The 22,409-nt window shown below is 41.1% G+C and carries 17 protein-coding genes; 13 read left to right on the top strand and 4 right to left on the bottom strand.

The genetic code is table 11. The features are described from left to right. Window positions 1–68: 68 nt before the first annotated feature. The 7 genes from HMPREF3263_RS03430 (at window position 69) to queA (ending at window position 13,713) form a co-directional block, all read left to right on the top strand. Entirely contained in the window at window positions 69–1,385 is a 1,317-nt protein-coding gene (locus tag HMPREF3263_RS03430; RefSeq protein WP_005700018.1) for an NCS2 family permease, read from the top strand. A 180-nt stretch (window positions 1,386–1,565) separates the two neighbouring features. Further along, complete coding sequence (yegQ, locus tag HMPREF3263_RS03425) at window positions 1,566–2,945, top strand: prephenate-dependent tRNA uridine(34) hydroxylase TrhP (protein WP_005695474.1); 1,380 nt, start codon at window positions 1,566–1,568, stop codon at window positions 2,943–2,945. A 414-nt stretch (window positions 2,946–3,359) separates the two neighbouring features. Continuing rightward, complete coding sequence (locus tag HMPREF3263_RS03420) at window positions 3,360–6,236, top strand: SNF2-related protein (protein ID WP_005697818.1); 2,877 nt, start codon at window positions 3,360–3,362, stop codon at window positions 6,234–6,236. Beyond that, window positions 6,237–7,835, top strand: a complete 1,599-nt coding sequence (locus tag HMPREF3263_RS03415; protein ID WP_005697858.1) for a TIGR04141 family sporadically distributed protein — start codon at window positions 6,237–6,239, stop codon at window positions 7,833–7,835. Beyond that, window positions 7,835–9,556 (top strand): site-specific DNA-methyltransferase, encoded by a 1,722-nt coding sequence (locus tag HMPREF3263_RS03410; RefSeq protein ID WP_005697934.1) that lies wholly within the window; start codon window positions 7,835–7,837, stop codon window positions 9,554–9,556. The genes HMPREF3263_RS03415 and HMPREF3263_RS03410 overlap by 1 nt, the downstream gene beginning before the upstream one ends. A 152-nt stretch (window positions 9,557–9,708) precedes the next feature. Then, window positions 9,709–12,420 carry a DEAD/DEAH box helicase family protein gene (locus HMPREF3263_RS03405; protein ID WP_005697868.1) on the top strand — a complete coding sequence of 904 codons (2,712 nt, stop codon included), beginning with the start codon at window positions 9,709–9,711 and terminating at the stop codon, window positions 12,418–12,420. Window positions 12,421–12,621: 201 nt separating this feature from the next. Continuing rightward, window positions 12,622–13,713 carry a tRNA preQ1(34) S-adenosylmethionine ribosyltransferase-isomerase QueA gene (gene queA, locus HMPREF3263_RS03400; protein WP_070852964.1) on the top strand — a complete coding sequence of 364 codons (1,092 nt, stop codon included), beginning with the start codon at window positions 12,622–12,624 and terminating at the stop codon, window positions 13,711–13,713. A 32-nt stretch (window positions 13,714–13,745) separates the two neighbouring features. On the opposite strand, the gene HMPREF3263_RS03395 is transcribed toward queA, so the two are convergent. After that, window positions 13,746–14,885 (bottom strand): pyridoxal phosphate-dependent aminotransferase, encoded by a 1,140-nt coding sequence (locus HMPREF3263_RS03395; protein WP_005697906.1) that lies wholly within the window; start codon window positions 14,883–14,885, stop codon window positions 13,746–13,748. Window positions 14,886–15,093: 208 nt separating this feature from the next. Here HMPREF3263_RS03395 and tgt point away from each other — a divergent pair, with 208 nt between their 5' ends. The 6 genes from tgt to secF all read left to right on the top strand — a co-directional run bounded on the left by tgt (window position 15,094) and on the right by secF (window position 20,302). Beyond that, on the top strand, window positions 15,094–16,242 hold the full coding sequence (tgt, locus tag HMPREF3263_RS03390) for a tRNA guanosine(34) transglycosylase Tgt (RefSeq protein ID WP_070776101.1): 1,149 nt from the start codon (window positions 15,094–15,096) through the stop codon (window positions 16,240–16,242). 64 nt (window positions 16,243–16,306) lie between these two features. Next, a complete protein-coding gene (locus tag HMPREF3263_RS03385) occupies window positions 16,307–16,819 on the top strand; it encodes a hemerythrin domain-containing protein (protein WP_070852963.1) in 513 nt (170 codons plus the stop codon). A 3-nt stretch (window positions 16,820–16,822) separates the two neighbouring features. Further along, a complete protein-coding gene (locus HMPREF3263_RS03380) occupies window positions 16,823–17,050 on the top strand; it encodes a sulfurtransferase TusA family protein (RefSeq protein WP_070852962.1) in 228 nt (75 codons plus the stop codon). A 102-nt stretch (window positions 17,051–17,152) separates the two neighbouring features. Next, window positions 17,153–17,443 carry a preprotein translocase subunit YajC gene (yajC, locus tag HMPREF3263_RS03375; protein WP_005695468.1) on the top strand — a complete coding sequence of 97 codons (291 nt, stop codon included), beginning with the start codon at window positions 17,153–17,155 and terminating at the stop codon, window positions 17,441–17,443. Between the two features lie 23 nt (window positions 17,444–17,466). Beyond that, window positions 17,467–19,317, top strand: coding sequence for a protein translocase subunit SecD (gene secD / locus HMPREF3263_RS03370; RefSeq protein WP_070852961.1), 1,851 nt, complete (start codon window positions 17,467–17,469; stop codon window positions 19,315–19,317). A 10-nt stretch (window positions 19,318–19,327) separates the two neighbouring features. Further along, window positions 19,328–20,302, top strand: coding sequence for a protein translocase subunit SecF (secF, locus tag HMPREF3263_RS03365; protein WP_005697896.1), 975 nt, complete (start codon window positions 19,328–19,330; stop codon window positions 20,300–20,302). An 82-nt stretch (window positions 20,303–20,384) separates the two neighbouring features. Here the strand turns inward: secF and HMPREF3263_RS03360 are convergent, their stop codons facing one another. From HMPREF3263_RS03360 to mog, 3 genes are read right to left on the bottom strand one after another with little or no spacing between them, the layout of a single operon-like run. Then, window positions 20,385–21,425, bottom strand: a complete 1,041-nt coding sequence (locus HMPREF3263_RS03360; protein ID WP_070852960.1) for an AI-2E family transporter — start codon at window positions 21,423–21,425, stop codon at window positions 20,385–20,387. Then, a complete protein-coding gene (gene glnB, locus HMPREF3263_RS03355) occupies window positions 21,425–21,763 on the bottom strand; it encodes a nitrogen regulatory protein P-II (RefSeq protein WP_005697836.1) in 339 nt (112 codons plus the stop codon). Before glnB ends, HMPREF3263_RS03360 begins: the two co-directional genes overlap by 1 nt. A 1-nt stretch (window position 21,764) precedes the next feature. Next, complete coding sequence (gene mog, locus HMPREF3263_RS03350) at window positions 21,765–22,358, bottom strand: molybdopterin adenylyltransferase (RefSeq protein ID WP_049376158.1); 594 nt, start codon at window positions 22,356–22,358, stop codon at window positions 21,765–21,767. Window positions 22,359–22,409: the final 51 nt, after the last annotated feature.

Below are 22,409 nucleotides of genomic sequence, written 5' to 3'. Positions count from 1 at the left end.
GTTTACTTTTAAATAAATTGCTATAAAATAGCACGTCTTTTTTTTTGATTATTAACCTAGGGGACTTTATGTCAAGTTTAGAAAAAACCTTTGAACTCAGCAAACGCGGTTCAACGGTTCGTCAAGAAATCATCGCGGGTTTAACCACCTTCTTGGCCATGGTGTATTCCGTGATTGTTGTGCCTAAAATGCTTGGTGATGCAGGCTTTCCGGCTGAATCAGTGTTTATCGCAACCTGTTTAGTCGCGGGTCTTGGTTCGATTTTAATCGGCTTTTGGGCAAATGCGCCAATGGCGATCGGCTGTGCCATTTCATTAACTGCTTTCACTGCATTTAGCTTAGTGATCGGTCAACATGTTTCTATTCCTGTGGCATTAGGTGCTGTATTTCTTATGGGTTTGGTGTTCACCTTAATTTCGGCAACAGGTATTCGTTCATGGATTTTACGTAATCTACCGTCAAGCATTGCACACGGTGCGGGGATCGGGATCGGCTTATTCTTACTTTTAATCGCCGCAAATGGCGTAGGCTTAGTGGTCGGCAACCAAGCGGGTTTACCGGTTAAATTAGGTGATTTCACTTCGTTCCCTGTGATGATGTCTTTAATTGGCCTTGCATTCATTATCGGCTTGGAAAAAATGAAAGTGAAAGGCGGGATTTTGTGGGTCATCATCGCCATTACTATCGTAGGTTTAATCTTCGATCCAAACGTCACATTCAATGGCCAAATCTTCAAAATGCCAACCTTTGGTGAAAACTCACTTTTCTTACAATTAGATTTACAAGGCGCATTACAACCAGCTATTTTACCGATTGTTTTTGCGTTAGTGATGACTGCTGTATTTGATGCAACAGGTACTATTCGTGCCGTTGCAGGACAAGCGGACTTATTAGATAAAGACGGACAAATCATCAACGGTGGTAAAGCCTTAACCTCTGACTCTGTAAGTAGCTTATTCTCAGGTTTATTCGGTACTGCACCAGCCGCCGTTTATATCGAATCTGCAGCAGGGACAGCCGCAGGCGGTAAAACGGGTATCACCGCTATCGTCGTCGGCGTATTGTTCTTATTAATGTTATTCTTCCAACCACTTGCATTCTTAGTGCCTGGTTACGCAACTGCGCCGGCGTTAATGTATGTGGGCTTATTAATGCTAAGCAATGTAAGCAAATTAGACTTCGATGATTTCGTCGGCGCAATGAGCGGCTTAGTTTGTGCAGTATTCATCGTGTTAACGGCAAACATCGTAACCGGTATCATGCTTGGATTTGCGGCATTAGTGATTGGTCGTATCGTGAGTGGCGATGTGAAAAAACTCAACATCGGCACCATTATTATCGCCATTGTCCTTGTCGCATTCTATGCTGGCGGCTGGGCGATTTAATTAAATACAATCTTGATAAGGCGAACGAATGGTTCGCCTTTTTTATTTCTAGCCTTAAAAAACAATCGAAAAACTAACCGCACTTTTACTTTACAAATCCCTAAATCCGCCTAAAATACAGGCCTTTAATACGGCTTGCCAAAAGCAAGCTACTGACCTGAAATCAGACAAGAGAACATTATGACAACCCCATTTAAACCTGAATTACTCTCCCCTGCGGGCTCCCTTAAAAATATGCGCTACGCCTTTGCTTATGGCGCGGATGCCGTTTATGCAGGCCAACCACGTTACAGCTTACGTGTACGAAACAATGAATTTAATCACGCCAATTTAAAAATCGGGATTGATGAAGCCCATGCACTTGGCAAAAAATTCTATGTAGTGGTGAACATTGCACCACACAACTCTAAACTCAAAACCTTTATCAAAGATTTACAACCTGTCATCGACATGGGCCCTGATGCCTTAATTATGTCTGACCCAGGCTTAATTATGTTGGTGCGTGAAAACTTCCCAGATATTGATATTCACCTTTCTGTACAAGCGAATGCGGTAAACTGGGCAACGGTAAAATTCTGGAAGCAAATGGGGTTAACTCGTGTAATTTTATCGCGCGAATTATCCATTGAAGAGATCGCTGAAATTCGCCAACATGTGCCAGATATCGAACTCGAAATTTTCGTACACGGTGCGTTGTGCATGGCGTATTCTGGCCGTTGCTTACTTTCTGGCTATATCAACAAACGTGACCCAAACCAAGGTACTTGCACGAATGCTTGCCGTTGGGAATACAAAATGGAAGAAGGCACTACGGATGAAGTGGGCAACATCGTGCCAAAAATCGATCCTGCTCAACAAATCGAAGTGAAAAATGTGGCGCCAACCTTGGGCGAAGGTGCGGTAACGGATAAAGTCTTCCTTTACACCGAATCACAAAAGCCTGATGAGCAAATGACCGCTTTTGAAGATGAGCACGGCACGTACTTTATGAACTCAAAAGATCTGCGTGCAGTACAACACGTGGAAAAATTGACCGCACTGGGTGTACATTCTTTAAAAATCGAAGGCCGTACTAAATCATTTTATTACTGCGCAAGAACCGCACAAGTTTACCGCAAAGCCATTGATGATGCAGCCGCGGGCAAACCATTTGATGAAAGCTTAATGGATACGTTGGAATCCCTTGCTCATCGTGGTTATACCGAAGGATTCTTACGTCGCCATACGCACGATGAATACCAAAATTACGAATATGGCTACTCTATTTCTGAACGCCAACAATTTGTCGGTGAATTTACCGGTAAACGTAACGAACAAGGTATGGCTGAAGTGGCAGTGAAAAATAAATTCTTGCTTGGTGATGAAGTGGAAATGATGACCCCACAAGGCAACATCGTCTTTAAGATTGAAAAAATGCTCAATCGCAAAAACGAAAATGTGGAAGCCGCACTTGGCGATGGACACTTTGTCTTTTTAGATGTGCCACAAGACATCCAACTTGATTATGCGTTGCTAATGCGTAACTTGGTCAACACCAACACACGCAATCCACACAATTGATTTGTTAAAAAATTGTTGCATTTGTTAAAGGATGTACTATAATACATCCCATACCTGATTTGTTAATTCAACAACTCATAGTATGACTCCAAATATTTTGCCCTTTCACCTTTTTGAAAGGGCTTTTTTTATGTCTAAAAAACACTCAAAATCATATAAAATACTCCACTTTAAAATCAATTAACTTCATATTATTTATGAAAAAATATATAAAAAATCATTCTTGACATTAAAATGAGATTAGGGGTAAATTAAACAAAAGTAATTAAAGTGTTCATAAATATAAAGGATGATTTTATGTTTACCACTTCCCTCCTATACTGTACCTACTCAACTCAAGATGAAGTTCAAATTTTGTCTAAGAGATAAATCATACTTACACTTTAAAAAATATATTTGGAGCATCCTAAATATATGTATCTACATCAACTGACTCCTCATCAATCCAAATATTACGCCTGGCTTTTAACCCGTCAAGCCGAGGGCGGAAGTATGGACTCGTTAGCAACAACATTGGTTGATGCCCAAGTCGATTTAAATCCGCATCAAATTGATGCAGCCTTGTTTGCCTGCAAAAATCCTTTGTCAAAAGGTGTAATTTTGGCAGATGAAGTGGGTTTAGGAAAAACCATCGAAGCGGGCTTGGTGATATTGCAGCATTGGGCTGAGCGCAAACGTAAAATCCTGATTGTCACCCCAGCCAACTTGCGCAAACAATGGCATCAGGAGCTACAAGAAAAATTTGGCTTGCAGGGCACAATTTTGGAGGCTAAAAGTTACAATGCCATAAAAAAAGCAGGTAAAAACCCTTTTCGTCAAGAAAATCCCGTTATCTGCTCCTATCAATTTGCTAAATCTAAAGCGGATGATATTAAGCAAATTGGATGGGATTTGGTTGTATTAGATGAAGCTCATCGTCTGCGCAATGTTTATAAGAAAAACAATGTTATCGGTAAAACTTTAAAAGAAGCTTTGGAAAACGTATCCAGCAAAGTCCTATTAACAGCTACTCCTTTGCAAAATTCTCTGCTTGAACTTTACGGCTTGGTCAGCATGATAGATGACCGTGTTTTTGGTGACTTAGATAGTTTTCGTGCTCAATTCGGTGCAAAGGCCACAGAACAGACCTTATCCCATCTGCGCCAGCGACTCAGCCCTGTTTGCCAACGTACCTTACGCCGCCAAGTACAGGCTTATGTTCCCTATACTCAGCGCCTTGCCATCCTGCAAAAATTTACGCCATCCGATCAAGAACGAGAATTTTCTCATTTGGTTGCTGAATATCTGCGCCGTCCAAATTTGCAAGCAATGCCAGAAGGGCAACGACAGCTTATTTCCCTAGTATTGTGGAAACTTTTAGCCTCTAGTAGCCGTGCTATTGCTGGTGCGCTGGATACTATGACCAAACGCCTACAAGGCGTATTGGCAGAATCAACCACGCAAGACCTAGTCGAAACTCTGGACGAAGATTATGAAAGCTTAGATGAAACTGCAGAAGAATGGGAGGAAGAAAACGAATCGAACATTCTGACTGCTGATGAATACCAAGCGATTGCCGATGAAATTGAAGAGCTCAAACATTTTAAACAACTTGCTGAAAACATCCGAGAAGACGCAAAAAGCCGTGCATTATTGACCGCACTTTCCACAGCTTTTGCCAAATTGAAAGAACTTGGTGCGAAGCAAAAAGCCATTATTTTTACCGAATCCAAACGCACCCAAGCCTATCTCTTAGAATGTCTTGCCCAAACCGACTACGCAGGCGAGCATGGTGACGGTATCGTGTTATTCAATGGTACAAACAGTGACCCACAAGCCCAAAAAATCTATAAAGACTGGCTCAAACGGCATGAAGGCAGCGATAAAATTACCGGTTCCAAAACTGCCGATACCCGTGCCGCTTTGGTAGAGCATTTCAAAGAGCGTGGCACCATCATGATTGCCACTGAAGCAGGTGCAGAAGGCATTAACCTACAATTCTGCTCACTCATTATCAATTACGATCTGCCTTGGAATCCACAGCGTGTCGAACAGCGCATCGGACGCTGTCACCGATATGGGCAAAAACATGATGTCGTTGTAGTGAATTTTGTTGATGAAACCAATGAAGCTGACCAACGTGTTTACGAATTGCTTGAGCAAAAATTTAAGCTTTTTAATGGTGTATTCGGTGCCAGTGACGAAGTATTGGGGGCAATCGGTAGCGGCGTAGATATCGAACGGCGAATTGCTGAAATCTACCGCCAATGCCGCCACTCAGAAGACATCAAAACTGCCTTTGATAGCCTGCAAAGTGAGCTATCAGAGGAAATCAACCAGAACATGATGAAAGCCCGTCAAACCCTGCTGGAAAATTTTGATGAAGAAGTCCGCGAAAGACTACGTATTCGTGCTGAAGAAAGCCAAGTAGCACTCAACAAATACGAAAAAATCTTAATGGAGTTAACCCGAAGCGAACTTGGTGACAGTTCAGACTTCTATGATGGTGGTTTTATACTCAATAAGCTACCTGAAAATCTTTCAGACGACCTTGATATTCCAACAGGACGATACGAACTGCCGCGAAAAAGTGGCGAAGCCTATCTCTACCGCATTACCCATCCCTTGGCACAAGCCATCATCGATCGCGCCAAAAAACGCGATTGTCCACCAGTACGTCTAATTTTTGATTATCAAGAGCATAACGGCAGGATCAGTACACTCGAACCCTATCGCGGACGAAGCGGACAACTGATTGCCAAACTCATCAGCATTAGCGCACTGGGTGATACGGAGCAGCACATACTGATTGCAGCCGTAACCGAAAACGGTGAAGTTCTACAAGCGGATGACCCAGAAAAACTTCTGCGCCTGCCTGCACAAATTGCCGAAACCACAATAAAAACCGGATTTCAGACGGACTTATCCGACGATATGGCTGAACGCCGCCAAACACTATTAAACCAAGCCACCAAACGTAATTTGGGTTATTTTGAGGAGGAAGTGCAAAAACTGGACGACTGGGCGGACGACCTCAAGCAAAACCTCGAACAGGACATTAAAGAAACCGATCGTGAAATCAAAGAAGTCCGCCGCACCGCCGCTACTTCCGCTACGTTGGAAGAAAAACTAAGCTGGCAGAAAAAGCAGCGCGAATTAGAAAATAAACGCAGCCGCCAACGCCGAGAACTTTTTGATAAACAGGATGAAATCGAAGCAAAGCGCAACAAACTGATTGAAGATTTGGAAGAAAGTTTGAAACAGAAGGTGGAAGAGGAAGAATTGTTTTTTATTGAATGGGAGATTAACTAAATGAAAAAGAAAACATATAGTCTTTCAATTTTTTTATTAAAGGAATCCATAAAACAAGAAGATGCAGCTATTCAAGGTGCTGCTCACTTGAAAAAAACAGTATTTAATGTAGAAGATAAAGAATTTTGTTTGTATTCCAAGCAAAACCCTTCTCACAAACCCTCATGGGTAAGCCTGTTTACATCTCATACAACCGATGATTTAAGTCATCTATTTAGTTCTGGTTGTGCGGCAGTTCTTTTGTCAAAAAATAATGATAGATACTTGGCTCTTACTTTTGGGTATGGTCGTCATTTACTGAATCCTGATTGCTTTGAAGAAAATTTTGGTTTACGGGTTGTCTTGAATGCAGTAGATCCAGCAAAGCTAAGAAGTGTAGATGTTCATACTTTAGAATCTATACCCGTACATAAAAGAAACCAAGCAAGTATTTCAACCAATTTTGCTGATTTTGGTTTGGATGTTGAACAAGACTTGATGTATGCAGCAACAGGTTCTCCAAAAGATACAAATTTTTGTAAAACGCTTTCAGGGAAAGACGCTCTTAAAATTTCATTACCATTTCAGCTAAATGATCTTCCCACTCTTCTAGATAAGGCAATGACCTTATTTAATTCCGAGTCCTACAAGCAAAGTTTCCCTTGGATAGATAGATTATCTGAGGTCAGAAGTAAGGCACTTAAAAATGATTTGGATATAAAGCTAGTCGAAAAAATCAATCAAAATGATTTTTCCAAAACATGGCTTACCATTCCTGAGGTTATCAATTGGGAAAGTGTTTCTGGTTTTCGATATCAAAAAGCCAAAAGAGGTGAGCTTAGTGATGACATAAGTTGGGAAGGTTATTTGGCTTATGCAAGCGAAGACAGTAAAGATATTACAATTGAGGGTTTTAAGGAACAATATATTCATTGCATCAATGCAGCAAATGAACAGCCTGCATATACATGGAAAGTTTACCAATGCATTTACTGTGAGCTTGAATTAAATGGTGATTCTTATTCCTTAACGAATGGTAAATGGTACAAAATAGATAATGATTTTTTGGCAAATTTAGACAAAAATATCCAAGATATTCCTATATCTACAATTTCATTACCTGACTATATGGAAAAATCCGAAGAACAGTACAATAAAAAGGTTGCTGATAGTGATACTAATCGATTTGTTCTAATGGATAAGAAAAATATATCCTATGGCGGCGGAAGCAGTAGAATAGAACTGTGTGATATTTACAGCAACGATAAGAAGCTAATTCATGTTAAGCGCTATGGAGGTTCAAGCGTTTTAAGCCATTTGTTTTCACAAGGCTTGGTTTCTACTCAACTGATTTTATCTGATGGAAATTTTCGCTCATTGGTTAATAAAAAACTGCCTAAGTCCCATAAATTACCCGCTAAAAACGAAAAACCAAAGGCGAATGAGTTTGAGGTTGTGTATGTAATAGCCAGCAATGATAAGAAGACAACGGCTCTTGATTTACCCTTATTTAGTAAAATAAATTTGCGTAGTTGCTATAACCGTCTTCAATTGATGGGTGTTGCTACTAGCCTTTGTATTGTACCTGTAGTAAATGACTTAAAAGCGGATGTATCGTAATGAAAAAACAAAAACTCGAACTCACCTGGATAGGCAAACATAAACGTCCGAAGTTAGAAGCGCGGATTTTGCTCGAAGACTCCGAAAAGTCGTATCACGCCAAAGTGCGGTCGGAATCGGCGGCGTTTGATAACCGATTGATTTTCGGCGACAACCTGCTTGCACTTAAAGCTTTAGAGCAGGAATTTACGGGTAAGGTGAAATGTGTGTTCATCGACCCGCCGTACAACACAGGCAGTGCGTTTGCCCATTACGACGACGGGCTGGAGCATTCTATTTGGCTGGGGCTGATGCGCGATCGTTTGGAGATTATCAAACGCCTGCTTTCAGACGACGGTTCGCTGTGGATTACCATTGACGATAACGAAGCACATTATTTGAAAGTATTGTGTGATGAAGTATTTGGTCGGGGAAATTTTGTAGCGAATGTGATTTGGCAGAAAGTTTATAGTGAAAGAATGGATGCTAAAGGATTTAGTACATCACATGATCATCTGCTAATTTATCAAAAGTCAGAAAAATTCAAACCGCTTCCATTAGCTAAGGAACAGAAATCCGCACAATTTAATTTTTTTGATGAAAACGTTGGAAAGTATTATCGAAGAAGGTCACTTAGAAAAGAAGGTTCCGAATCATTAAGACAAGATAGACCATCAATGTGGTATCCAATTAAGGCTCCAGATGGTTCTGAAATTTTTCCAGTTAAACCTGATGGTGTTGAAGGTCGTTGGAGATGGAAAAAAGAAAATGTTTCAGAAAAATCTAATCAGCTTGAGTTTGTAAACAAAGATGGAAAATGGGAAATCTATGTTAAGCAATATCAAGAAGAAAACCCTACTAGACCTCCAGCAACACTTTGGCCAACTGATGAAGTTGGTCATAATCATGAAGCAAAACTAGAAGTTCGAGCTTTTAATTCTGAAGATGTTTTTGATACTCCAAAGCCAGAACGTCTAATTGAGCGTGTTTTACAAATCGCAACCACCCCAGGCGACCTTGTCCTTGATTCCTTCGCTGGCAGCGGTACGACTGGTGCAGTTGCCCATAAAATGGGGCGGCGTTGGATTATGGTGGAGCTCGGCGAGCATTGCCATACGCATATTATCCCGCGCCTGCAAAAAGTCATCGATGGCGAAGACCAAGGTGGAATTTCCAAAGCGGTGAATTGGCAAGGAGGCGGCGGATTCCGCTATTTCCGCCTTGCGCCGACACTGATTGTCAATGACAAATGGGGCAATCAAATCATCAATCCCGACTACAATCCTGAAATGCTGGCAGAAGCCTTGGCGAAGTTGGAAGGCTTTACTTATATGCCGTCTGAAAGCCTTTGGTGGCAGCATGGTTATTCCAGCGAAAACGATTTTATCTACGTTACCACCCAAAGCCTATCTGTTGAACAGTTGCAAGTGCTTTCAGACGAGGTTGGAGTGAGTCGCAGCCTGCTAATCTGCTGCTCCGCTTGGCGTGGAATTACGGCAGATCAGGCGGCAGAGCGTTTCCCGAATCTTTCCTTAAAAAAAATCCCCAAAATGATTTTGAAACGCTGCGAATGGGGACACGATGATTACAGTTTGAACGTCGCCAATCTTCCGATGGCGGAAGAAGAACCTGAACCAAGGTCGTCTGAAAACCAACCCGCCGCAAAAACCAAATCCGTGAAACGCAAAAGTGCGGTCGAAAATCAGGGCGGATTGTTTGACGGAATGGATAGTAATGAATAATACCTGTGCAGGCAATATCTCAGGAAACCTCTTAAATCCTGAGTCTTTATTATGCCACTCCCCTAATCGGTAACTCAGCCCAACAAGCGTTTAAGTTACTTGAAAAGTTTGAGTAACGATTAATATAAAAGATTAAAACAAGAGATTAAATTATGAGCATCAAAACTCAAAATTACATTAACGGACGTTTATCTTTGCGTGCACCGCAAGCAGAAAGTTTGGCGAAGTTAAAGCAGGCGTTAGATGCTGCACCGGAAATGGCGCAGAAAGATCGTGATGTAACGGCGGTGTTGAATACCTTGAAAGCCAAATTCCCAACCTTGCAGGATTTTGAGCGTGAATTTCCGTCATTGTGCTTTGCTTTGGCAACGGGGGTGGGGAAAACCCGCCTAATGGGGGCTTTTATCGCTTATCTGCATTTGGCACACGGCATCAATAATTTTTTTGTACTGGCACCGAATCTGACGATTTATAACAAGCTGATTGCCGACTTTACACCGAATACGCCGAAATATGTGTTTAAAGGCATCAGTGAATTTGCAGTAAATCCACCCAAGCTGATTAGTGGCGACAACTATGAACAACAGAATTTGAGCATGGGAATGGATAATCTTTTTGGTGAGATTACCGTTAATGTGTTCAATATTTCCAAAATCAATAGCGAGGTGCGCGGCGGCAAAGAACCGAAAATCAAGCGGATGCGTGAAGTGCTGGGTGATAGTTATTTCAACTATCTGGCGAATCTGCCTGATTTAGTGTTGCTGATGGATGAATCACATCGCTATCGGGCGCAGGCGGGGATGCGGGCGATTAATGAATTAAATCCGCTTTTTGGCTTGGAGTTAACTGCCACGCCATTTGTGGAATCCACCAAAGCGCCTATTCCGTTCAAAAACGTGATTGTAGATTATCCGCTGGCTCGGGCAATGGACGATGGTTTTGTCAAAATGCCTGCGGTGGTTACGCAGCGCAATTTTGATGCGAAAAATTATACGCCCGAAGAAATTGAGAAAATCAAGTTAGAAGATGGCGTGCGTGTGCATGAAAACACCAAGGTCGAGCTTATGACTTATGCTCGGGAAAATAATGTTACCGTGGTGAAGCCTTTTATGCTGGTGATTGCCCGCGATACCACGCACGCGGCGCAATTATTGTCTTTACTGGAATCGGATAACTTTTATAACGGGCGTTATCAGGGCAAAGTGATTCAGGTGGATTCGAGTAAATCAGGTAAAGATGAAGAAGAAATGATTGAACGACTTTTGGCAGTGGAGAGCGTGGATGAGCCGACGGAAATCGTGATTCATGTCAATATGCTCAAAGAGGGCTGGGACGTTACCAATCTTTATACCATCGTACCGCTGCGCGCTGCCAATGCTAGAACACTGATCGAGCAATCTATCGGACGCGGTTTGCGTCTGCCTTACGGCAAACGTACGGGAGTGGAAGTGGTGGATAGATTGAACATTATCGCCCACGACCGCTTTCAGGAAATCATCGATGAGGCTAATAAAGGTGATTCGGTGTTGAAATTGAAACAGGTAATTTTGGATGCGCCGAGTGAGGATGATAAAAAGGTCAGCGTGCAGGTATATAGCGGTGTGGAAACGAAATTGGGATTGGCGGAAACGTCGTCTGAAAATACAAAACAAGGTATTTCAGAAACCAATTCTTCAGTCGATTATCAGCCTGTTTTTAAAACTGAAACCGAAAAACGCATTGCCCGAAAGGTAATGGAAGCTGCTGCAAAATATGCTTCCCGTCCAAGTGAGGCTCCAACTTCCCAAGCATTATTGACAGTGGAAATCCGCGAAAAAATCGTTCAAGAAGTTCAGACGGCATTACAACCGGCTCAAGGGGAATTGCTGGTGGATGAGCTGGATATAGCTGAGATTGTTGCTAAAACCACAGAAACAATGGTGAATCAAACCATCGATATTCCTAGAATTACAGTTGTACCCAGCGGGGAAGTTAGCACGGGATTTCATCCATTCAAACTCGATTTAAGCAGCTTGAATCTACAACCGAGTGAACGTGAAATCACTATTCACAACCTGCACACCAACGAACAAAGTAGCCTGTCTGCTGAATTGGGTATGAAGGAAAAACGCCCTGAAGACTATATTGTTTTTTCGCTGATGGATTTCGACGATATCGACTATTTCACGCAGGCTGACCTGCTTTACGATTTGGCGGGGCAGATGGTGACGCACCTGCGCACTTATTTATCCGAAGAGGAAGTTTTGAGTGTGCTGGATAAAGAACGTCGCCTGATTGCCCGTGAAATCCATGCTCAAATGATGGCGCATTTTTGGGAAAAAGCGGCAAGTTATGAAGCCCGCGTCAGCCAAGGATTTAGTACGCTCAAACCATGCAACTATACTGTTTCAGCTGATGAACCGATTCATTCCGTGCGACAAACACCAAAAGATGTCAGCCGTATTAAGCAAATGCTGTTTGGCAGCTTTTCCAAATGTCTGTATCCCTTACAAAAATTCGACTCTGATACTGAACGCCGTTTTGCTGTGATTCTGGAACGAGACGCGCAAAAATGGTTCAAACCTGCTCAAGGACAATTCCAGATCTACTGGAAATCAGGTTTGGATTCTAAAGAATATATCCCTGATTTTGTTGTAGAGACCGAAGATTCTATCTGGCTTGTTGAAACCAAAGCAGGCAAAGATTTAAAAGATCCTGAAGTTTTGGCAAAAGCTGATGCAGCTTTTGAATGGTGTAAACATGCTACGGATTATGCGTTGCAGCACAATGGGAAGTCTTGGCGTTATGTGCTGATTCCGCATGATGAAGTTGCCGAATCAAAAAAATTGCCGGATTTTTTAAGATTTGAGAAAAAGGAACTTTGAAAATAATTAAAACCATTAAATATTTACTTTAATAAGTAGTCGTTTTTTAGCGACTACTTATTTCAACTTGGCTAGATATAATTAACAAGATTAGTTTTTCTCTACTTTTAAACCAATTTAACTTCATCAACATTCCCCCTTGTATTTCCCCCTCATTCGCTCTAGACTATGCCCCATTTTTAGCTTTCATGATTTACAATTATGCGTGTTTCTGACTTTCATTTTGACTTACCTGATGAGCTGATTGCTCGTTACCCTAAAGAAGATCGCTCTTCTTGCCGTTTGCTACAGCTTAATGGCGAAAACGGAGAAATTTCTCACCGCACTTTTACCGATGTATTGGATTTAATCGACGAAGGTGATTTGTTGATTTTTAACAATACGCGCGTGATCCCTGCTCGTATGTTTGGTCGAAAAGCCAGTGGCGGGAAAATTGAAGTGTTAGTGGAACGTGTTTTAAGTGAACATCATTTTTTAGCGCATATTCGCTCATCAAAGGCCCCGAAAGAAGGCGCAGAATTATTTTTAGGCGAAGATAAACTGGGTGAAAATAATGGCGTAAAAGCCATTATGGTTGGTCGTCAAGATACGCTTTTTGAAGTGGAATTAGCGGATAAAAGTCGCAATGTGCTTGATGTGTTACAAGAAATCGGTCATATGCCTTTGCCACCTTATATTGATCGCCCAGATGAAGAAGCGGATCAAGAATGCTATCAAACCGTGTATAACAAAGTGCCTGGTGCAGTGGCTGCGCCAACGGCTGGCTTGCATTTTGATGATGAGCTTTTACAAAAATTACACGAAAAAGGCGTTAATTTTGAATTTGTGACTTTGCACGTGGGCGCAGGTACATTCCAGCCAGTACGTGTTGAAAATATTGAAGATCACATTATGCACGCGGAATATGTGGAGCTTTCTCAAGAAGTCTGCAATGCCATTATTGAAACGAAGAAAGCGGGTAAACGTGTCATTGCGGTAGGTACAACATCAGTACGTTCTGTTGAAACCGCTGCTCTATCGGCAGAAGAAAATGGCAACCCAGATTTAATTGAACCTTATTTTTCTGATACATCCATTTTTATTTACCCGGGTAAATCCTTCCGTGTGGTGGATGCGTTAATTACCAACTTCCACTTACCGGAAAGTACATTGATTATGTTAGTGTCTGCCTTTGCAGGCTTTAGCCACACTATGAACGCCTATAAAAGTGCGGTCGAAAATCACTACCGTTTTTTCAGTTATGGCGATGCGATGTTCATTACTAAAAATCCCAATGTGAAAGGGTTAGAATAAGAAAAATGGGTGGCCAAATACCACCCATTTTTTTAAACCCAACCTTTTGCTCTAAACGCTTTTAGTACTTTAACAAACACTTTCATCTCATCTGGTGTACCAAGCGTGAGACGATTCCATCCTTGGATAGGCAAAAACTCCCGACCAACCAAAATAGAATGCGCTTTCATGCGTTCTTGATAAGTTTTTACATCCCCCTTAATCTCATGGAAAATAAAGTTACCATTAGATGGTGCAAATTTTAAGCCTAGCTCTGTTAAGACATTTTGAACAATCTGGCGTGAAGCAGAATTACTTTGGAAACTCAATTTCGCAAAAGTTTTATCCTGTAAAGAGGCCACGGCAGCCACTGCGCCCGCAAGATTCGTGTTATCCAATGACATAAATTTTTCCACTTCGTCAACCACTTCTGGCTGAGCAAGTAAATACCCCACACGATAGCCTGCTAACGCATAAAACTTAGAGAAAGTCCGTGTCACTAATACATTTTTCAAGCCTTCTTTGACTAATGTCATACCTGTTTCAAAGGCTGGATCTTCCACAAAGTCTGCATAAGCTTCATCTAGCAGAAAATAGCTATTTTGAGAAAATGATTTAATCCAAGGGAAAAGTGTTTTAGCCGGCGTAATCATTGATGTTGGATTATTTGGGTTACATAAATAGAAAATCGTCACACCATCAAAGGCTTCTGCGGCGTTTTTTAACTTCGTTAAATCAAAAGAAAAGTCGTCTGCGAGCGGCACTTTCATCACTGGCACACCTAACGCTTTTGCATATAATTCTGCATAATTAAATGTTGGATCCGGCACCACGAGTTGAACCGCTTGTTTTGTATTTTGAGCCTTAACGATCAATGCTTGGACAGCAGCTTGAATATTTTCTGAAGAACCATTTCCCAATGAAATGAAACTTTCAGCAACATTGTGTTTAACGGCTAATTGTGTAATGACTGCTGCACGTTGATCATCTGGATAATATGAACCGATAGCTAAACTATTCACAATCGCTTGTTTTGCTTTTTCCGACATCCCTAGCGCATTCTCATTAAAATTGAGATGTAATACTTTCGTTGAAGTTGCTTTTGGCAACTGATTTTCCGCCATCAATTTTGGTGCCAATGCCACACCTAACGCTGTAGTGCCTGCTAATTTAAAAAGTGTTCTCCGTTGCATAATCGCCTCCCGATTCAAAATATAATTATTCACTTAAAATGCATTTTTATTCATATTACCATGAAAATTTACTTCTGCAAGAGATTTTTTGACTTATTAAATCACACCGCATAAAATGCTCTCTCACAAAGATTGTTAAGCCTGTGAAAACAAAACAGGCTTTTTTATTGTAAAAAATCTTCGAACTGTTTATTCGTTGAGGAAAAAAATGAAATATGAATTAGATAAAACCAGCGGCAGTGCACGTCGTGGTCGATTGGTGTTTGAACGTCCACAAGGCACGTTCAGCGTAGAAACCCCGGCATTTATGCCAGTGGGTACTTATGGCACCGTTAAAGGCATGACACCAGAAGAAGTGCGTGCGACAGGTGCTGAAATTTTATTAGGTAACACCTTCCATTTATGGCTTCGTCCTGGTCAAGAAGTGATGCGTAAACACGGTGATTTACACGACTTTATGCAATGGCATCGTCCAATTTTGACTGATAGTGGCGGTTTCCAAGTATTTAGTTTAGGTAAATTACGCAAAATTACCGAAGAAGGGGTGAAATTCCAAAACCCAATTAACGGTGAGCGTATTTTCCTTTCGCCTGAAAAATCCATGGAAATTCAATATGATTTAGGGTCTGACATCGTGATGATTTTCGATGAATGTACGCCTTATCCCGCGACTTTCGATTATGCGAAAAAATCCATGGAAATGTCTCTTCGTTGGGCAAAACGCAGCCGCGATCGCTTTGATGAATTAGGCAATAAGAATGCCCTATTCGGTATTATCCAAGGCGGCGTATTTGAAGAATTACGCAAAGTATCATTAGAAGGCTTAGTGAATATTGGCTTTGACGGTTATGCGGTGGGCGGTTTAGCGGTAGGCGAACCAAAAGAAGACATGCACCGTATTTTAGAATATATCTGCCCTCAAATCCCTGCAGACAAACCGCGTTATTTAATGGGCGTGGGTAAACCTGAAGATTTAGTGGAAGGCGTGCGTCGTGGTATTGATATGTTTGACTGTGTAATGCCAACCCGTAACGCTCGTAACGGTCATTTATTCGTGACAGATGGTATTGTCAAAATCCGTAATGCAAAATACCGCGATGATACGAGTCCATTAGATCCAGAATGTGATTGCTACACCTGTAAAAATTACACCAAAGCTTATTTATATCACTTAGATAAGTGTGGTGAAATTTTAGGTGCACGCTTAAATACCATTCACAATTTACGCTATTATCAACGTTTAATGGCGGAAATTCGTCAAGCGATTGAAGACGATCGTTTTGATGATTTTGTGGTGGAATTCTATGCTCGTATGGGCAAACCTGTTCCACCATTACAATTAGCGGATAACTCATAATTGCTGAAAGTGCGGTAGAAAAATGAAGCGTTTTTTGACCGCACTTTTTAACAAAGGAAACCTTATGCAAATCCTCGAACCTCAACAATTTGCCACTTGGAATGAACCGATTGATATGCTTTACGCCTGTCATAGCAAGGTGAAACGCTTTTGCAAGCAACTTACGATTCTTCCTGGCTACTTAGAAAAAAATGGCGTGAATCAAGCCGTATTAAATGATGTGAAAACCATTTTGCAGTATTTTAATCACGCGGCCCCCCTTCATCATGATGATGAAGAAAAAGACTTCTTCCCCGCTTTAATTGAAAAAGCGCCTCAAGCGAAAGAGTCGGTGGATGAATTAGAACGCCAACATGTGACTTTGCATGAAAATTGGGCAAAGCTTTCTGAGCAGCTAGAAGAATTAATTGCTGAGAAACGCACTGATGTAGATGAAAGGCTGATTACGCTCTTTGTAGCAAGCTATGATAGACATCTTGCTCTAGAAGAGCCGTTATTTGAGCTTGGTAAGCAACATTTATCAGCAGACCAACTGACCGCCATGGGCAAAATTATGTTTGCTCGTCGCCAAGCTTAAATCATGAAATATCAATTAGATTTGACCGCACTTTCCTGCCCCATTCCGCTTTTAACCGCGAAGAAGGCTTTAGCAAATTTAGAGTCAAATGATGAATTAGTTTTGCAATTAAATCGTCAAAGTGCGGTAGAAAATTTTGTTGTTTTTTGTGAAGAAAATCAATGTGAATTAGTGGATCAACATTGGCTTTCCGAGCAAATCTTCGAAGTTTGCTTGAAAAAAATCAATTAATCCAAAAATTCTAGGTGTTATTGCCTTCATCGGCTTTTACTGAATGCCGTTTTATGGTATTTTACGCACACTTTTAACTTTTCATTTTATAAGGAAAACACAATGGAAGCACAAAGCCCAATGTCCACGTTATTTATTTTCGTGATCTTCGGTTTAATTTTTTATTTTATGATTTACCGTCCACAAGCGAAACGTAACAAAGAACACAAAAAATTAATGTCTGAATTAGCGAAAGGCACTGAAGTATTAACCGCTGGTGGTTTGATTGGTAAAATCACCAAAGTAACCGAAGGTGCTGAAATTGTTATCGCTTTAAACGATACTACTGAGATCACGATTAACCGTAACTACATCGTTTCAGTATTACCGAAAGGTTCTGTAAAATCTCTCTAATTTAAATTCCTAAAGGGAAAACTATGTTAAATCGTTACCCATTATGGAAGAATCTAATGGTGATCCTTGTGGTCGCCATTGGTGCTTTATACTCTCTTCCAAATATCTATGGTGAAGATCCTGCGGTGCAAATTTCTGGTACTCGCGGACAACAAGCAGACACCACCGCATTAACTGAAGTACAAAACGTACTAAAAGAAAATAACCTTTCAACCAAATCTATCGTTCTTGAAAATGGCTCTATTCTTGCTCGTTTCAACAACACAGATGACCAACTTCTTGCCAAAGATAAAATTGCAGAAAAACTTGGCACTAACTACACCACTGCATTAAACCTTGCACCGGCAACACCGGCTTGGTTAAGTAGCATTGGTGCAAATCCAATGAAATGGGGTTTGGACTTACGTGGTGGGGTACGCTTCTTGATGGAAGTGGACATGAATTCTGCTTTGGCTAAACGTCAAGAACAGTTACAAGACACATTACGTGGCGAATTACGTAAAGAAAAAATTCAATTTACGTCAATTAAAAATGGTGACAAATTTGGTACCACAGTGACATTAGAAAACGCTGACCAAATGTCAAAAGCAGCACGTATTATTCGTCAGTTACACCCAACATTAGACGTGTCTGATATTGGTGATAACACTTTAAATCTTGCCCTTTCTGAAGCATCATTAACTGAATCACGTAACTTAGCGATCGAACAAAACTTAACAATTTTACGTAAACGTGTTGCTGAGTTAGGCGTAGCTGAAGCCGTTATCCAACGTCAAGGTGCAGAACGTATCGTTATCGAATTACCGGGTGTTCAAGATACGGCTCGTGCAAAAGAAATCTTAGGGGCAACCGCAACACTTGAATTCCGTATTGTGAATTCATTAGTGAACCCTGAGTCCGCTGCTCGTGGTATGTTGCCTTCTGATACAGAAATCAAATATGACCGTCAAGGTCGACCTGTTGCGCTTTACAAACGTGCGGTATTGGGTGGTGAACACATTATCAACTCAAGCTCGGGCTTAGACCAACACACCAGCACGCCACAAGTAAGTGTAACCTTGGATAGCGAAGGCGGCGAAATCATGTCGCAAACTACCAAGAAATACTACAAAAAACCAATGGCAACCTTGTATGTAGAATACAAAGACAATGGTAAAAAAGACGAAAATGGCAAAACCATTTTAGAGAAAAGTGAAGAAGTGATTAACGTTGCTACCATTCAGGGTCGCTTCAGTTCTAACTTCCAAATTACAGGCGTAAGCAGTTCTGCAGAAGCACAAAACCTTTCTATGTTATTAAAATCAGGTGCTTTAATCGCGCCAGTGCAAATTGTTGAAGAACGTACAATCGGTCCTTCTCTTGGTGCACAAAACGTAGAACAAGGTATCAATGCAAGCTTCTGGGGCTTAATTGCCGTTATTGTCTTCATGCTGATTTACTATAAAATCTTCGGTATCATCGCAAGCTTTGCCTTGGTGATTAATATCGTTTTATTAGTCGGTTTGATGTCTATCCTACCAGGTGCAACACTCACCATGCCGGGGATTGCGGGTATCGTATTAACCCTGGGGATGTCGGTGGATGCCAACGTACTTATTTTTGAGCGTATCAAAGAAGAAATTCGTAATGGTCGTCCAATCCAGCAAGCCATTAACGAAGGTTATAACGGTGCATTCACCTCCATCTTCGATGCGAACTTAACCACAATTTTAACGGCAATCATTCTTTATGCAGTAGGTACCGGCCCAATTCAAGGCTTTGCGGTAACGCTTGCATTAGGTGTGGCAATTTCAATGTTTACAGCAATTACCGGAACACGTGCTATCGTGAACTTCCTATACGGCGGTAAACGTCTTGAAAAATTATCAATTTAGGTAGGATAAGATGAGATTATTTGCAAAAGATAAAAACGGACATTTTATCCGTGAAGTGAATGGGATTAAATTGCCATTCCCTCTCACTGAGTTTATGAAAGTGAGATTTGTGGGATATGCATTTTCTGCGATTTTAATGGCGATTTCCCTCTTCTTCATTGTGACAAAAGGCTTCAACTGGGGCTTGGATTTTACCGGTGGTGTGGTGTTTGATACGCACTTCTCACAACCGGCTGATTTAGAGAAAATCCGTGGCACATTAAATCAAAATGGTATTGCAAGCCCAATTGTACAAACAACCGGTTCTGTACAAGACGTGATGATTCGCTTACCGGCTGACAATAACGATTCTGCTATTGGTGATCACGTAAAAAGCATGCTCCAAACGATTGATCCAAATATTCATATTAACAGTATCGAATTTGTGGGTCCAAACGTCGGTGAAGAACTGGCTCAAGGTGCGGTTTATGCCACCCTTGCGACTTTGGCAATGATGTTAATTTACGTTGGCTCACGTTTTGAATGGCGTTTAGGTTTTGGTGGTATTGCCTCACTTGCGCATGATGTGGTGATTACACTCGGTGTATTCTCTGCATTACAAGTCGAAATGGATTTAACCTTCGTGGCAGCAATTCTTTCCGTTGTAGGTTATTCCATCAACGATAGTATCGTGGTATTCGACCGTGTGCGTGAAAACTTCCGCAAAATTCGCCGTGTAGAAACCATTGATATTATTGATATTTCCCTAACGCAAACCTTATCGAGAACCATCATGACATCTCTCACAACGCTTCTTGTTGTGATTGCCTTGTTCTTCTTTGGTGGTCCATCAATTCATAACTTCTCATTAGCGTTATTAATTGGTATCGGTTTTGGTACTTACTCATCAATCTTTATCGCGATTGCGATTGCTTATGATATCGGCCTACGCCGCGAACATATGATTCCACCAAAAGTGGATAAAGAAGTCGATGATTTACCTTAACCTATCGAACACAAGATAAAAAGAAAGCCACCATAGCGGTGGCTTTTTTATTGCTAAAATAATGTCATTTTATGACCGCACTTTATTCGTTTACATCACCTAATAAAGCCGCATATTTCTTCGTTGATTCGGAACTTTCCAGGGTAATTTTAAACGCCATTGTCAGCGGCACAGAAAGTAACATACCTACATTACCAAGTAACCATCCCCAGAAAAGTAATGAAAAGAATACGACCAAGGTGGAAAGGCCTAAGGTTTTACCCATCATCTTCGGTTCAATAACATTACCGAACACAATATTTAATGCAATAATACCGACGGTTACGCCCATTCCTACACCAAATCCATTCAGCAATAACGCTTGAACAATAATAGGCACTGCTGCAATAATCGAACCAATATTCGGAATATAATTTAATAGGAAGGTTAAGGTTGCCCATAAAATCGCATATTGCACACCCGCTACGTCCAACAAAATCCAAGTCGAGATACCGGTAAGCAAACTAATCACTGTTTTCACGCCAAGATAACTAATCACACCGTCTAAAATACGATCAATATGATGTTCTTCCGCGACAACATCATTTTCATTGTCACTTAACACTAAAGCAAGTTTATGCTTCATCGTCGGTGCTTCAAGTAGCATAAAAATCACTGCTAAAATCAGCATAAAAACATTCGTCACCACACCAGAAAAGTTTAATAACAAACGGCTCACAAAGTTCATAATCACACTCGGATCAAAATGCTCCATAATGGCTTCGCGAGAAATCACAATTGGCAATTTCAGTTTTTGAGCTAACGCCATGATGTCATTTATACGCTCCGAAAGCAGCACTCTATATTGCGGAATAGAGCGTGTAAATTCTTGCACACTGCTGTTAATTAATCCCGCCAGGAAAAAGAAGACAATTAAAATTAAGATAAACAACAAGGCAATAGCAATACCATGTGGCACTTTGCGTTGTATCATTGCTTTAATCACTGGCGAACAAATAATGGCGATAAATAATGCCAATAAAAAAGGCACGACAATCTCCGCCGCCAATTTAATTCCCGCAAACACAATCACTAAAGCCGCCATAGCGACTACAGTGCGGTTAAAATTTAAGTTTTTTTCCACTAAATGGCTTCCTCATTTTCTTCACCTGTACGAACGCGGATCACGCGTTCTACATCATAAACAAAGATCTTCCCATCACCGATTTTCCCTGTTTGGCAAGTTTCAACAATGGTTTCAAGACATTGTTCAAGTAAATCATCCGGCACGACAATTTCCATTTTCACTTTAGGTAGAAAATCCACCATATATTCCGCACCGCGATAAAGCTCTGTATGCCCTTTTTGACGACCAAAACCACGAACTTCAGTTACTGTCATGCCACTGATACCGATATCAGATAAATTTTCACGCACATCGTCTAATTTAAATGGCTTAATAATGGCTTCGATTTTTTTCATCTTATTTCTCCAAATTTTCACGGCGTGCGGCTTTCGGGCGGAAGCTTGTAATCACTTCAGGCTTGGTATCAATATAAATACCATCGATTAATTGCAAGCAGTAAGGCACTGCGCTAAAAATCCCTTTCACTAAGACGTTGCCTTGCTCATCTTTTACGCCTTCTAACGTTTCTTTGATGGCTTTTGGCTGACCCGGTAAATTCAAGATTAGGCTATTTTTACGAATCACGCCAACTTGACGAGATAAAATCGCTGTAGGCACAAAATGTAAACTCACTTGACGCATTTGCTCACCAAATCCAGGCATTTCACGATCAGCTACCGCTAACGTTGCATCAGGTGTCACATCACGTTTTGCCGGCCCTGTACCACCCGTTGTAAGCACTAAATGACAATGATGCTCATCCACTAATTCTTTCAAGGTTTGTTCAATTAATGGCTGCTCGTCTGGAATTAATCGAGTTTCCACTTCAAAAGGATCCACCAACGCTTGTTCTAACCATTGTTGTAATTCGGGAATCCCTTGATCTTGATACACACCACTTGATGCACGATCTGATACTGAAACTAAACCTATTTTTAAAAGTGCAGTCATTTTTTTCCTCATTTTTATACACAATAAATAGCGTCATTCTACCCTATTTTA

The organism is Haemophilus sp. HMSC61B11, assembly GCF_001838615.1.
GTDB classification, from domain to species: Bacteria; Pseudomonadota; Gammaproteobacteria; order Enterobacterales; family Pasteurellaceae; genus Haemophilus_D; species Haemophilus_D parainfluenzae_AD.
This window is presented reverse-complemented; position numbering and strand designations above follow the sequence as displayed.